Genomic DNA, 11,654 nt, shown 5'->3' on the forward strand with positions numbered 1-11,654 from the left:
ACGAGGACGACGCCGTCGGCGAGACCGAACGGGACCAACACCTCGTGGCTGAGTCCGGTCCCGGTGTCGACGACGACGATGTCGTACTCCGTGCGGAGCGTCTCGACGACGGGCCGCAACTGGGCCGGGTCGGCCTCGGTCAGGTACTCGATGGAGTCCCCGCCGGAGACCACGTCGAGGCCGCTGTCGTGGGTGACGATGGCGTCCTCGACGGCCGCGTCGCCGGCCAGAACTTGGTGGATGCTCGTCGGGCAGTCCAGCGACAGGATGTCGGCGACGTTGGTCGTTCCGAGGTCCGCGTCGACGACGGCGACGCTGAACCCGGTCGACTTGAGCGCGGCGGCGACGTTGATCGCGGTGACGGTCTTGCCAGCGCCGCCTTTTGCTCCGCCGACAGTGATGACGCTTGCCTCTGACACGTCTGTGTACACCCCCCGAATACGCAAAAACTTACTGGCAGACCGGCGGGAAATACAGGATGGATTACAGTTCGATTCGCTCGACGATCTGATCGCCGTCCTCGCGGCTGTTGATGGCGACGATACGGATGTGGTCCTCCAGACCCGACCCGTGGAGCTTCGCTTTGAGGAGGTTGTCGACCTGATAGACACCGGCGGCGTTTCTCATCAGAATCTCGACGAGGACGTCCCGGTCGTCGCCGGCTTGTAGGCGAACCTCGTCGATGGCCTGACTGGAGACGGTGTTGATCCCGCGCCCGCCGTGTTCGTAGGGGATGCGCGACCGGCCGCTCTCCATATCGAGGGCGTCGGCGACGCGGACGACCCCCGCCTCGGTCGTCAGCGGGTCCTCTTCGGTGTGGTGACAGAGGATGGCGTGCAACACCTCGCCTTTGAGACGGACGCGTTCCCCGATGTCGTAGTAGGGGAGGTCCGCGAGAAACCGGTCGAGGATGTCCGCGGCCAGCGGGATGGAGTAGTAGGGGTGGTCGTCGCGGTGGACGACGTGGCCGATGTCGTGCAGCGTCGCCGCCAGCGCGACGATGACCGGTTCGTCGGCCTCGTCGAGTCCCTGATCGGTCGCGCCGTTGAACGGGACGCCCGCGTCCTTCAGGAGTTCGTACAGACACAGCGCGCGGTTACGGACGATGCCGACGTGTTTGCTCCCGTGATCGTTGTAGCGCTTTCGCGTGACCGGATTGACGTTCTGGGCGTCGAGATACGCCTGTATCTCCTCGTCGGCTTCGATGTGGTCGAGCACGTCGTCGAGACGTGTGTCGTCGAAGCTGTGAGTCGCCGTCGTGTCGTAGATGCGCCCCGCCGCGACGTCGTCGTCGCTCGGGGTGTCGCTGTCGCTCATACGTGGTCCTACAGCCCCACTCAAAAAAGCCCTCGCGTACCCGCCCGTACAAAAACGCTCACGCCCACACCCACAACCGGTAACTTCGATGCCCGAGAGGGCTGTAGTATAATGACTGCCGCCGAACAGTCGCCGGGGGAGCAGCGGTCGTACAGACAGCGCATCAAGGGGCCGTTCGTGAGCGGCCTCGCCATCGCCGTCCCGGTGTTGATCACGCTCGTCGTCTTCCGGGTGGCGATGAGCTTCATTCTCGACTCCGTCGGGCCGCTGGCCGGCGCGATACGGGCGATTCCGGGAGTGGCCATCCCGCCGGGACTGGCGGCGGAACTCGCGGCGATGTCCGTGCTGGTCGTGTTCATCTTCCTCGTCGCGTTGTCGCCGAGAGCCAGTGGGGGTCGGGCCGACTGGAACGGGGGTTGGACACGGTTATGTCCTCTATCCCCGGCCTCGGATCGGTGTACAGCAGTTTCGACGAGATGAGCGAGATGCTGCTGGACAGCGGCACCGAGAGCTTTCAGGAGGTCGTCCTCGTCGAGTACCCCGTCGAGGACTCCTACTGCGTGGCCTTCGTCACCGCGGAGACACCCCCGAACATCTGCGAGGCGACCGAGAACGTCGGCCCGGGGATGACGACGGTGTACCTCCCGATGGCACCCAACCCCGTGATGGGCGGGTTCGTCGTCCACATCTCCAACGAGAAGGTCTACGAGGTGGATATGACCGTCGAGGAGGGCGTCCAATCAGTCGTCACCAGCGGCATCGCCGTCGGCGAGACCCACGATGTCGAGGAGGTGGCCACGGTGTCGGGGAACGCGAACCTCACCGGGGACCGCCGCGATAGCCCCTGACCGGGGTGGTCGGGCCACGCTCGTCCGCCCGGCGACCGCATTGATTTCACCGTGGTATTCACGTCGGTCGGGCCACAATACGGTCGTATGACTTCGACCAGCGGACGGCGGCGACGGGTGTTCGTGGCGGTGGTGGCGGTGTTCTGGGCTGTGCTGGCGGTTCGGCCCGCCGCGGCCCACGTCAGGTACGTCTCCGATGCGGCGCGGGACGGCGGCATCGAGTTCGTCGTCGACGTGCTCTCGAACCCGGTGAACGCGGCCCTCGTCGGTGGGACGGGGGTCGGAGCGGTCGCGGCCGTCGGCGGCTATCTCTGGGTCCGACCGACGGTTCCCGACTTCGAGGTGTTGCGCTCCGCGCTCGCGGAGTACCTGACCTACGTCCCGTGGATGCTCCGACTGAGCCTCGGCCTGCCGTTGATCGGCGCGGGCTTTGCGGTCGAGGGCGGTTACTTCTTCAGTCCGGCGGTACCGCTGTCTACCGTCCCGTTCCTCGTCGTCGTCGACCGACTGTTCATGATCGGACTCGGGTTCCTGTTGCTGTTCGGTCTCGGGACGCGCGTCGTCGCCGCCGTCGGTCTGGCGGCGTACCTCGGTGGCCTCCTCGTCGATCCGAACCTCCTGCTGTCGATGGAGTACGTCCCGGGCTTTCTGGCGATCATCCTGCTCGGGAGCGGCCGGCCCAGCGCCGACCACCTCCTCAGCCGTCTCGCGGGCGCGAAGGGGACGCTGTACAGCCGGATCGACCCGATCCACGTCCGGGCGCGCCGCGTCCGTGACCGCATCGACCCCTACACGATGTACGTCCCCGTCGTCCTTCGCGTCGGTCTCGGCGTGACGTTCGTCTACCTCGGCCTGATCGAGAAACTCGCCAACCCCGCGCCGGGTATCGCGTTGGCGAACGACCTCGGACTCCCCTCGTTGATCCCGGTGAGCGCCGAGATGTGGGTCCTCGGTGCGGGCCTCTCGGAGATAGCGTTCGGCCTCGCGCTGATCGCTGGACTGCTGACCCGCGCGACCGCCGCGGGCGCGTTCCTCCTCTTTACGATCACGCTGTTCGGACTGGAGAACGACCCCGTACTGGCTCACATCACGATGTTCGGCCTCGCGTCGGCGGTGTTCACACTCGGGAGCGGTCCGCTGTCCATCGACGCGTGGCTCGACCGCGAGACCGACGAGGACCGGACGGGCGTCCCCGCCTGATCAGCCCGATCCGTTCCAGGTGTCGAGCACCGTCGAGGTCCCGGCGGTCGCGTTGATGTAGCGTATCTCGATTCGGTCGCCGGAGCCGACGGGGCGGTTGAACGCGTTCGCACTGCCGATCTGTGTGACGTTGCCGGGACCGATCAGCGTCGAGTTGTCGACCTGTGCGTTGGTCTCGGCCCACGTCGCCTCCGAGCGCGGCCCGCTTATCAGCAACTGTCCGGCCGGGATGGCATCGCCGGTGCTGTGTTCGATGATGAGTTGCTGTTGTTCGCCGAAGTAGTCGTAGGTGAACGTCGCCTCCGGCCCGTCGCCGCCGTCGGTCTCGGCGAACAAGACGTTCGCCCCGACCGCGCCGACGACGAGTATCGTCACCGCGACGAGTGTGAGCGTGCTCGCCGCCTCGGAGATACCGCGGTCGGTCGGGGCGCCCATACCCGACCCGTTCGTGACCCACGAGTAAATATCATCCGCCGACCCGCCGAGGGTTTTTCCGCGTCCGTCCGGCGACCACTGGCGATGCAATCGCTCGCTACTGACCGCGACCTCGTCGCCGGATCGGTCCGCGTCTACGCGACCGTCTCGACGGTAGACGACCACCGCGTCTTGCTCCGCGACCGCGAGAGCGGGGCGACTCGCTGGGCGGTGACCGACGACGACATCTCGCCGGGCGTCGTCCTCGACTGCCTGCTCGAAGGCGATGCTCCATCCCGAATCGTCGCCAGCAGACGGCGGACGGAGACGACCCTCGCCGTCGGCGTCGCCGACAGGCTCGGCCAACCAGCGGGGGCGCTGTGGGCCGACCGGGCGACCGGACGGCGACGTGTCGCCGACGTGATCGACCCGCCCGGACCCTCGCCGCCGACGGAGGTCCACGTCTACTCGCCCGAGGCCGACCCCGAGCGGTTCAGGCGGCGCCTGCTCACCGGCGACGTGAGCCTCGAACCGTGGTTCGACTCGCTGCCCGAACTCGACGGCGGCGCACGCCACCTCACGGTCGTCCTGCGCCCGGCGACGACCACCGTCGCCGTCTACGCGACGCCGGCCGACCGCCTCGACGGCCCCGTCTACCGCCACCGCGAGCGTTTGGGGGGAGGGCCCCCCGGTGACGCCGTCCGGGAGCGACAGTTATTTAGATAAATTACCGCACAAAACCAAACAATGGACGATACGGATACTGCGGCCGCGGGCAGCCGGGAGCTCCGCCGGCCGTCCCCGTACAGGGTGGCCGTGCCGGACGGTGCCGGCTCCGAGTGCGACGACGTCGCGCTCGCCTTCGAGGTGACCGACGGGCGACCGCAGTTCGTCTGCACGCCCGCCGCGGACGCGCCGGACCACGCGGTGGTGCGGACGCTGTCGCCGCGCCCGGGCGAGGACCGGCGAGGGCTGACGCTGCCGAAACAGTGCGTCGAGACGGCCGGGCTTCGGGAGTGTCATACCCTCGTCTACACTGACGGGGACGGACGGCTGTCGGTCGCGTTCGACCGCGAATCGCGCCTCGGGAGCGTCTCGCTGTCGGCCGTCGAGCGGTCGTTCGTCTCCCGCCGCCGGGGCGGCGACCTCGCCGTCTCGCTGAGCGAGAGCGTGGCGGGACCGCTCGCCGCCGCTGACAGCCTGTGGTTCACCGTCGACCACTACGGCGACGAACTGTTCTTCCGATTGGACGCGTCGCCGTCGATGGCGCCGCCGGGAGCGCTGGAAGTGACGACGAACCCCAACACCGGACGGGTGGCGTCGGACGGCCTCTCTATTCTGTTCCCCCGCGTCGTCGGTCGGCTCTGTGGCGTCGGCAGTTCGACGCTGCGGTGGGGGCGGACGGCCTCGGACAACAGACTGCTGGCGACGAACGGGGGCGAGTGAGCGTGGACGGCTTCACCGTCCACTGCCCGCTCGGGCGGTGTCACGGCGCCGTCAAACTCCGGCAGGGAGTCGGCGTGTACTACGTGCAGGCCTTCCGGAGCGACCCGGAGACGCCGCTGGGATACCCCGACCCGGATCCGGCTGCGACGGTCGGCGGCGAGCGATTCGTCGACGAACGCCGGCGGCGGGAGTTGCTGATCACCTGCACGGACGACCACTACCTGCGGTTGCACCTCGCGCCGGAGGGCGCGGTCGACGACGAGGCCTGCGTCTACGGACCGGTCAGCACATCGACGGCCCGGTGTCCGGCGTGTGCGTTCGGGTTCGGGGAGTGGTCGTCGTTCGAACTCCGGACGACCGGGCCGACCGACCGGGAACACGAACTCAGGTCGGTCACCGGCGACGCGCCCGAGGCCTGCCCGGGCGTGCGCCGCCTCTCGCGGTCGGTGATGCTCGAACACGACCGATTCGCCCACCGCCGGGAGTGTCCCAACTGCGGCCGCCTGCTGTCGTTCAACTACGTCCGACGATGAACTACCCGCTCGACCGCCAGTCGACCGTCGACGCCGCGCCCGGACCGACCGTCTCGGGGACGGCGATACGGCCGGGTGACGTGCTCGCCGGCCCCGACGGCGACCGCGTCGTCGTGGACACCGAGGCGACCTACACCGAGGACGACTGGCTCGACGAGCGGCTCTCGTCGCTGCCGGCCGACGCGAACGGGACCGTCGACGCCCTCCGAGCGGCCGCGTTCGACCGCGCACGGGCCGACTGGGAGCTGACCGAGTCGAGCGCCCGCCTCGAAGCGGCCGTCGCCGTCGAGAACGCCTCGGCGCTGCGGGCCGAGTTGCCCGACCGCTACGGCGACATCGACGCGACCTACACCGACTTCGCCGAGGAGCGGACGACCGTCAGGCTGAACGGCGTCGTCGACGGCGACGCTACCGAGTCCGACGTGCGGGCGCTCTCGCTGGTCGGCGAGGACACCGACGTGACGCTCGCCGCGGACCACGACCGTGAGTTCGAGCGGATGGACCGGACGGCCGTCCGGTCGTACCTCGGGTACGAAACCGAGAGCGGTGCGGACGGCATCTCGCCGCTGATGGTCGCCGGCGGCGTCGCCGCAGTCGGCGCCGTCGGTGGTGCTGGCGTGCTAGCGCGACGCTACTGGTAACCCTCGACGATTGCGACGCCGCTTGAGGCACCGATGCGTTCGGCCCCCGCGGCGAACATCTCGCTCGCTCGTTCTGCGGTCGATATGCCACCGGACGCTTTCACCGGGAGGTACTCGGCGAGCAGTTCGACGTCCGAGACGGTCGCGCCGCCGTCGCCGAACCCGGTCGCCGTCTTGAGGAACGCGGCGTCGGCCTCGACGGCGGCCGCGGCGGCCCGGCGTAGCTGTGACTCGTTCAGCGACGGAGCCTGTACGATGACTTTCACGGGGGTGGCCGTCGCAGCGACGACTTCGGTCACGTCCGCCCGGAAGGCCTCCTCCTCGCCGGCCAGCAGGAGGCCGATATTGGCGACGACATCCACCTCGTCGGCGCCAGCGGCGACCAGTTCGCGGGCCTCCCGGCACTTCGCCTCGGGGGTGTGCTGGCCGTGGGGGAACCCGACGACGGTCGACAGCGGTACGTCCGAGGCGTACTCGCTCGCCATCGAGACGTAACAGGGCGGGACGCAGGCGCGCATCCCGTACTCGACGGCCGCGTCGAGGACCGTCCGAACGTCGTCGGGAGTCGTCTTCGGCCCGAGGACCGTGTGTTCGATACGACCGGGAACGTCGGCGTCGTCCATACCGCCGAGAGGGAGCGGCCGGGCAAAAAACGGTAGTCTTTCGTCGGTCGCGGACCGGAAAGCGCACATGACAGTGTTGCCAAGCGGGCTGGTCGTCCCGCCGCTCGCCCAGCTCGCGGCCCTCGTCGTCGGCGCCGTCGCCGTCGGTGCGGCGCTGTGGACGGTTGGGCCGACCGTCGACCGCCGCCTCGTCGTCGGCGCCGTCCCGTGGATGGTCCTCGGCGCGGCCGCCCACGCCCTCTATCAGGTCGCGCCCGAGACGATGTTTCCCGGCCCGCTCGCACCCTTCGTCACGGCGCCGGCGGTGTACGTGGCGACGGCCGTCCTCGCCGGCGGGTGCTGGGCGGTCCTCGACGTCGTCGAGACGCCGCTGGATACCCCGACCGGACTGGGCGCCCTCGGCGCCGTCGCCGTCCTCGTGCTGACAGTCGTCGCCGGACTCCGCGGCGGACTGACCGACGTGCGGCCGTTCTGGTCGCTGGCCGGCGTCGTCATCTCGGTGGTCGTGACCGCCGGCATCTACCTGCTCGTCCGTGCGGTCGACGACGCCGTCGAGTCGATACGGACCGTCGCGGTTCTGGCCGTCTTCGCCCACGCGCTCGACGGTATCACGACGACCATCGGTGTCGACATCATCGGGACCGGCGAGCGGTCACCGCTCCCGGCCGCGATCATGGAGTTCGCCGGGACGCTCCCGACCGAACCGTTCCTCGGAACCGGGTGGCTGTTCGTCCTCGTGAAACTCGCCATCGCGGTGGGTATCGTCCTCGCGTTCGCGGACATCTTCGAGGACGCCCCCCGACAGGGGACGCTGCTGTTTCTCGCCGTCGTCGCCTTCGGCCTCGGCCCGGCGGTCAACAACCTCGTGCTGTTCGCGCTCCGTGAGCAGAGCGCGCTGGTCGCCGCCGCGGCGTAGCTCACTCCCCGGTGAGTCGCTCGTCGAAGGTCCGATGGGAGAGCCACGCGAACTCCCGAGCCGAGAGAAAGTCGGCCCGTTCGGGCCACGCCAGACACTCCTCGTATGTCGCCATCTCGTCGAGCCACGGGTAGTCCGAACCGAGGAGGAGCCGGTCGGCCCCGAACCACTCAAGCAGCGACGTGACGTGTCCGGCAATCGCCTCGTAGGGGAACGCGTCGCCGGCGGCCCGCGGCACGGAACTGACCTTCACGAGGACGTTCTCGCGGGCCGCGAGCGACCGGATGTCCGTCCACGGCGCGTCGTCGGCACTCGTCCCCTCGTCGGGCCAGCCCATATGTTCGAGGACGAACTGTACGTCCGGGTGCGCGTCGGCCAACTGCCCGACCAGCCCGAACTGCTCGGGTTTGGCGAGGACGAACGCCGCCGCCCCGCGGGCCCCGAGTTCCTCGTACAACGAGTCCAGCGCGTCGTCGGCTATCCACTCGGCCGTTCGATCCATCGGCCCCGGCGTCTCGCCGTACTCGAAGCAAGCGTGAAACCGGACACCGAGCATCCCCTCGACCGAGAGCAGCCGACGGGTCCGCTCCCGGAGGTCCGGGCCCAAGTAATCGAGGACGCCGACGCCCCACAGCCTGTCGGGGTGGGCGTCGAGCGCCCGGATAGTGTACTCGTTCGCCCGCTCTCCCCGGCCGTAGAGGGCCGTGGGTAACAGGACGGACTCGTCGACGCCGGCCGCGTCCATCCGTTCGATTAGCGTCCGGTGAGTGTACGGCCCGGACCACCCGGGCGGGAGTTCGGCGCTGTGCCACGGCAGTTCGGCCGTGTCCGCGCCCCACGTGTGCGCGTGTGTGTCGACGAGTCGCATACTCCCCATCGCGGCGCCGGGACCGTATAACTACCCACCATTCCACAGCGTCTTTCGACACAATCGTACGAGCGTTGGCACGGATTGTATTAGGATCGTATGAATACCTATGATAGTACCGACGCAACGTTAATTCCAGACGGGGTGTGGAGTACACACGATGAGCGAACGGTCGGGGCGGGAGCGGGCGGTGATGCTCGCCGAGATGGCGCCACACCCGTCGGTGACGGTGGGTCTGCTGGCAGACGAGAACGGCCTGCTCGCCGGCGACCCACCGGTGACGTATCTCGACGGCACGGAAGCGCCGGCGTACGCCCTCACGAACGGCAAGCGAGGTATCGGGGTCGGAACGAAACGCAACTGCACGCAACCGGACGGCGACCGGGCGACAGTGATCCTCGTCACCGACCGGCGTACACTCTGTCTGGTCGGGTCCGCCGAGGGCGACGAGTCCATCGAAGTCGAGCACGACACCCTCGCCGACGTCCAGTACCACACCGGCCTGATCGCCAACCGGCTGGTGGTAGAGACGCCACGCAAGCGCGTCCACTGTTGGATCGACCGGACCGTCGACGAGGAGATGCTCGAAGCGGTGACGGCGTATGTCGAGGACCGGCTCCCCGAGACACCGATATCGGAGACCGCCGCCGAGCAGCGCCAGTACAAATCGACCTATCGCGGGAAGCCCATCAACCCGCCCGAACAGCAGGCGGCCGACGGGGACGGTGGGACCGCGGCCGACAGAGACGGGACGGCTGACGAAGCCGTTAGGACCGACGAAGACGAGAGCGACGACGACCAACCGACAGTGACCTACCGCGGGAAGGAAGTCGACCCCTCGTACCTCCGGTAGCGGGCCGCTCGTATTTCGAGGGGGCTCCCTGCTCACGGGTCGCTACGCTCCCCGTTCGCATCCGCAGGCCCCTCGCTTCGCTCGGCGCCTGCCTGCTCGCGGTTCCCTCCGGTCACCGCTCGCATCTTGTGGGCGCTCGCTCCGCTCGCGCCCACCAACCTCGCGGGTCGTTCCTCCCCGTTCGCTTGTTCGGCGGGCCGCTCCCGCTGGTCGCGCCCCGCCCTACTCCTCGCGGGTCACTGCGCTCCCCGCTCGTATTTCGGGGACCTCGCTACGCTCGCCCCTCTCTGCTCACGGGTCGTGCCTCCCCGTTCGCTCGTTCGGCGGGCCTCACTTCGTTCGCCCCGCCCTACTCCGCGAGCGCCAACACGTCGTCGAAGAAGTCCAGCGAGTCGTTCGGTCCGGGGTTGGCCTCGGGGTGGTACTGTCGCGTGATGATCCCGAGGTCCTCGTTCTCCAGCCCTTCCGGCGTGTCGTCGTTGACGTTGACCTGCGTCACTTCGAGGTTTTCGCCCGGTTCGGCGACGGTGTAGCCGTGGTTCTGGGTCGTCATCACGACGCGGTCGGTCCGGAGGTCACGCACCGGCTGGTTGACCCCGCGGTGGCCGAACTCCATCTTCTCCGTCTCGCCGCCGAGCGCGTTGGCGACGACCTGCTGGCCCAGACAAATGCCCGCGATGGGCACGTCGCCGACGTAGGTGTCGACGACCTCGCCCGCGGCCTCGAAGTTCTCGGGGTCGCCGGGGCCGTTCGAGATGAACAGCAGGTCCGGGTCGACGGCGGCCACGTCGTCGGCGTCGGCGTCGTACGGCAGAACGTGGACGACGGCGTCGCGCTCGACCAGCGAGGAGATGATCGATCCCTTCGCGCCGCAGTCGACCAGCGCGACGGTCTTGCCGTCGCCGTCGGCGTTGTGGACTTCGGGCTCGGCGACCGACACCTGTGCGCCGATGTCGGTGTGGTCGGACATATGCTTACACTCCCGCAGTTGCTCTAAGGCGTCTTCCTCAGTCACGTCCGGGCCGGCGGCGATACCGCACTTCATCGCGCCGTTGTCCCGGATCTCGGTGACGATGTCGCGGGTATCGAGGTGGTCGACGGCGGGCGCGTCCTCGGATTCGAGCCACTCGGCGACGTCGTCGGTGAACTCCCGCGCTAGCGCACCGTTGGGCTGGACGCGGTCGGACTCGAAGCGCTCCTCGCGGACCCCGTAGTTGCCGATCAGCGGATACGAGAACGTCAGGAGCTGTTCCTCGTAGGAGGGGTCGGTCAGGCTCTCCTCGTAGCCGGTGTAGGCGGTCGTGAATACCAGTTCTCCGTTCGTCTTCCCGGGGGAGCGACAGCGCGCCTCGACGACGCGTTCGCCTTCCAGTGCCACGTAGGCGTCGGTCATTACGAGATGCGTATGAATGACCGGCAGATAAGCGTTGCTTTCGAAGCACGGTTACGAAATTCGTAATCCTGAAGTAGCGACCCGCGAAAGACACATATCTCAATGGACGAACTCGACCGGGAGATACTCGGGCTGTTGCGGGAGGACGCCCGAACGCCGTACACGGAGATAGCAGACGAGGTGGGGACCTCCGAAGGGACCGTCCGCAACCGCGTCGAGCAACTCGTCGAGGAGGGGATCATCGAGCGGTTCACCGTCGCCACGCGCACAGGAAACATCAAGTCGATGATCGAACTGGGCGTCGACGTCAACGTCGACACCAGCGAGATAAGCGAGCGCATCGCCGAGTGGCCCGAGGTCGATTTCGTCTGGCAGGTGTCGGGCGAGGAGGATATCGTGTTGGTCGTCGACTGTGCCGACACCGACGGTGTCAACGACCTCATCACGCAGGCCCGGGAGCTAGACGAGGTCGTGAGTTCGAAGACGCGGTTGATTCTCGACGAGCGAGTGGGATAGTAAGGCCTCGAGCGTAGCGAGGAAGGCCCTGCGGATGCGAGCGGGGGGGGGAGCGAAAGCGACCCCGTGAGCAGTAGGCGGGGGGG

At 68.2% G+C, this 11,654-nt stretch carries 16 protein-coding genes; 10 read left to right on the plus strand and 6 right to left on the minus strand.

Going from position 1 to position 11,654, the window contains the following annotated elements:
* Positions 1 to 419, minus strand: a 419-nt coding sequence (locus GJ629_RS10475; RefSeq protein ID WP_197428551.1) for a MinD/ParA family protein, incomplete at its 3' end; no start/stop codon positions are given.
* Positions 420 to 483: 64 nt separating this feature from the next.
* On the minus strand, positions 484 to 1,317 hold the full coding sequence (locus tag GJ629_RS10480) for an HD domain-containing protein (protein WP_157512962.1): 834 nt from the start codon (positions 1,315 to 1,317) through the stop codon (positions 484 to 486).
* Positions 1,318 to 1,428: 111 nt separating this feature from the next.
* Here GJ629_RS10480 and GJ629_RS10485 point away from each other — a divergent pair, with 111 nt between their 5' ends.
* The 3 genes from GJ629_RS10485 (at position 1,429) to GJ629_RS10495 (ending at position 3,365) form a co-directional block, all read left to right on the plus strand.
* The gene (locus GJ629_RS10485) at positions 1,429 to 1,797 is read left to right on the plus strand and encodes a hypothetical protein (protein WP_157512964.1); all 369 of its coding nucleotides are present in this window, start codon (positions 1,429 to 1,431) and stop codon (positions 1,795 to 1,797) included.
* Positions 1,773 to 2,165: a DUF502 domain-containing protein gene (locus GJ629_RS10490; protein ID WP_370515865.1), complete on the plus strand. Its 393-nt coding sequence runs from the start codon at positions 1,773 to 1,775 to the stop codon at positions 2,163 to 2,165. The genes GJ629_RS10485 and GJ629_RS10490 overlap by 25 nt, the downstream gene beginning before the upstream one ends.
* An 87-nt stretch (positions 2,166 to 2,252) precedes the next feature.
* On the plus strand, positions 2,253 to 3,365 hold the full coding sequence (locus tag GJ629_RS10495) for a DoxX family protein (protein WP_157512967.1): 1,113 nt from the start codon (positions 2,253 to 2,255) through the stop codon (positions 3,363 to 3,365).
* Here the strand turns inward: GJ629_RS10495 and GJ629_RS10500 are convergent, their stop codons facing one another.
* A complete protein-coding gene (locus tag GJ629_RS10500; protein ID WP_157512968.1) occupies positions 3,366 to 3,800 on the minus strand; it encodes a type IV pilin in 435 nt (144 codons plus the stop codon).
* A gap of 84 nt (positions 3,801 to 3,884) precedes the next feature.
* On the opposite strand from GJ629_RS10500, the gene GJ629_RS10505 reads away from it, so the two are divergent.
* Genes GJ629_RS10505 through GJ629_RS10520 form a run of 4 tightly spaced genes read left to right on the plus strand, consistent with a single transcriptional unit; the run spans position 3,885 to position 6,399 of the window.
* Complete coding sequence (locus GJ629_RS10505) at positions 3,885 to 4,505, plus strand: hypothetical protein (RefSeq protein WP_157512969.1); 621 nt, start codon at positions 3,885 to 3,887, stop codon at positions 4,503 to 4,505.
* A 21-nt stretch (positions 4,506 to 4,526) separates the two neighbouring features.
* Complete coding sequence (locus GJ629_RS10510; protein ID WP_157512970.1) at positions 4,527 to 5,225, plus strand: hypothetical protein; 699 nt, start codon at positions 4,527 to 4,529, stop codon at positions 5,223 to 5,225.
* Positions 5,222 to 5,758: a hypothetical protein gene (locus GJ629_RS10515; RefSeq protein ID WP_157512972.1), complete on the plus strand. Its 537-nt coding sequence runs from the start codon at positions 5,222 to 5,224 to the stop codon at positions 5,756 to 5,758. The genes GJ629_RS10510 and GJ629_RS10515 overlap by 4 nt, the downstream gene beginning before the upstream one ends.
* Entirely contained in the window at positions 5,755 to 6,399 is a 645-nt protein-coding gene (locus GJ629_RS10520; RefSeq protein ID WP_157512974.1) for a hypothetical protein, read from the plus strand. The genes GJ629_RS10515 and GJ629_RS10520 overlap by 4 nt, the downstream gene beginning before the upstream one ends.
* Here the strand turns inward: GJ629_RS10520 and deoC are convergent.
* A complete protein-coding gene (deoC, locus tag GJ629_RS10525; protein WP_157512976.1) occupies positions 6,390 to 7,022 on the minus strand; it encodes a deoxyribose-phosphate aldolase in 633 nt (210 codons plus the stop codon). The two genes, GJ629_RS10520 and deoC, sit on opposite strands and share 10 nt — an antisense overlap.
* A gap of 67 nt (positions 7,023 to 7,089) precedes the next feature.
* Here deoC and GJ629_RS10530 point away from each other — a divergent pair, with 67 nt between their 5' ends.
* The gene (locus tag GJ629_RS10530; RefSeq protein WP_157512978.1) at positions 7,090 to 7,938 is read left to right on the plus strand and encodes a DUF63 family protein; all 849 of its coding nucleotides are present in this window, start codon (positions 7,090 to 7,092) and stop codon (positions 7,936 to 7,938) included.
* Between the two features lies 1 nt (position 7,939).
* On the opposite strand, the gene GJ629_RS10535 is transcribed toward GJ629_RS10530, so the two are convergent.
* Entirely contained in the window at positions 7,940 to 8,806 is an 867-nt protein-coding gene (locus GJ629_RS10535) for an amidohydrolase (protein WP_157512980.1), read from the minus strand.
* A 160-nt stretch (positions 8,807 to 8,966) separates the two neighbouring features.
* Here GJ629_RS10535 and GJ629_RS10540 point away from each other — a divergent pair, with 160 nt between their 5' ends.
* Positions 8,967 to 9,659 (plus strand): PH domain-containing protein, encoded by a 693-nt coding sequence (locus tag GJ629_RS10540; protein ID WP_157512982.1) that lies wholly within the window; start codon positions 8,967 to 8,969, stop codon positions 9,657 to 9,659.
* A gap of 349 nt (positions 9,660 to 10,008) precedes the next feature.
* Here GJ629_RS10540 and carA read toward each other — a convergent pair whose 3' ends face one another.
* Positions 10,009 to 11,052, minus strand: coding sequence for a glutamine-hydrolyzing carbamoyl-phosphate synthase small subunit (carA, locus tag GJ629_RS10545; protein ID WP_157512983.1), 1,044 nt, complete (start codon positions 11,050 to 11,052; stop codon positions 10,009 to 10,011).
* A gap of 102 nt (positions 11,053 to 11,154) precedes the next feature.
* Between carA and GJ629_RS10550 the strand changes: the two genes are divergently transcribed.
* Positions 11,155 to 11,568, plus strand: coding sequence for an Lrp/AsnC family transcriptional regulator (locus tag GJ629_RS10550; RefSeq protein WP_157512985.1), 414 nt, complete (start codon positions 11,155 to 11,157; stop codon positions 11,566 to 11,568).
* The last annotated feature ends 86 nt before the right edge of the window (positions 11,569 to 11,654 follow it).

The sequence above is a fragment of the Halapricum sp. CBA1109 genome (assembly GCF_009741825.1).
In the GTDB taxonomy this organism is placed as follows: domain Archaea; phylum Halobacteriota; class Halobacteria; order Halobacteriales; family Haloarculaceae; genus Halapricum.

Coding starts and splice junctions, on each gene's coding strand:
- GJ629_RS10520 (WP_157512974.1), top strand. CDS start 5,755: ATGAACTACCCGCTCGACCGCCAGTCGACCGTCGACGCCGCGCCCGGA.
- carA (WP_157512983.1), bottom strand. CDS start 11,052: ATGACCGACGCCTACGTGGCACTGGAAGGCGAACGCGTCGTCGAGGCG.
- GJ629_RS10550 (WP_157512985.1), top strand. CDS start 11,155: ATGGACGAACTCGACCGGGAGATACTCGGGCTGTTGCGGGAGGACGCC.
- deoC (WP_157512976.1), bottom strand. CDS start 7,022: ATGGACGACGCCGACGTTCCCGGTCGTATCGAACACACGGTCCTCGGG.
- GJ629_RS10480 (WP_157512962.1), bottom strand. CDS start 1,317: ATGAGCGACAGCGACACCCCGAGCGACGACGACGTCGCGGCGGGGCGC.
- GJ629_RS10535 (WP_157512980.1), bottom strand. CDS start 8,806: ATGCGACTCGTCGACACACACGCGCACACGTGGGGCGCGGACACGGCC.
- GJ629_RS10505 (WP_157512969.1), top strand. CDS start 3,885: ATGCAATCGCTCGCTACTGACCGCGACCTCGTCGCCGGATCGGTCCGC.
- GJ629_RS10530 (WP_157512978.1), top strand. CDS start 7,090: ATGACAGTGTTGCCAAGCGGGCTGGTCGTCCCGCCGCTCGCCCAGCTC.
- GJ629_RS10495 (WP_157512967.1), top strand. CDS start 2,253: ATGACTTCGACCAGCGGACGGCGGCGACGGGTGTTCGTGGCGGTGGTG.
- GJ629_RS10540 (WP_157512982.1), top strand. CDS start 8,967: ATGAGCGAACGGTCGGGGCGGGAGCGGGCGGTGATGCTCGCCGAGATG.
- GJ629_RS10510 (WP_157512970.1), top strand. CDS start 4,527: ATGGACGATACGGATACTGCGGCCGCGGGCAGCCGGGAGCTCCGCCGG.
- GJ629_RS10500 (WP_157512968.1), bottom strand. CDS start 3,800: ATGGGCGCCCCGACCGACCGCGGTATCTCCGAGGCGGCGAGCACGCTC.
- GJ629_RS10485 (WP_157512964.1), top strand. CDS start 1,429: ATGACTGCCGCCGAACAGTCGCCGGGGGAGCAGCGGTCGTACAGACAG.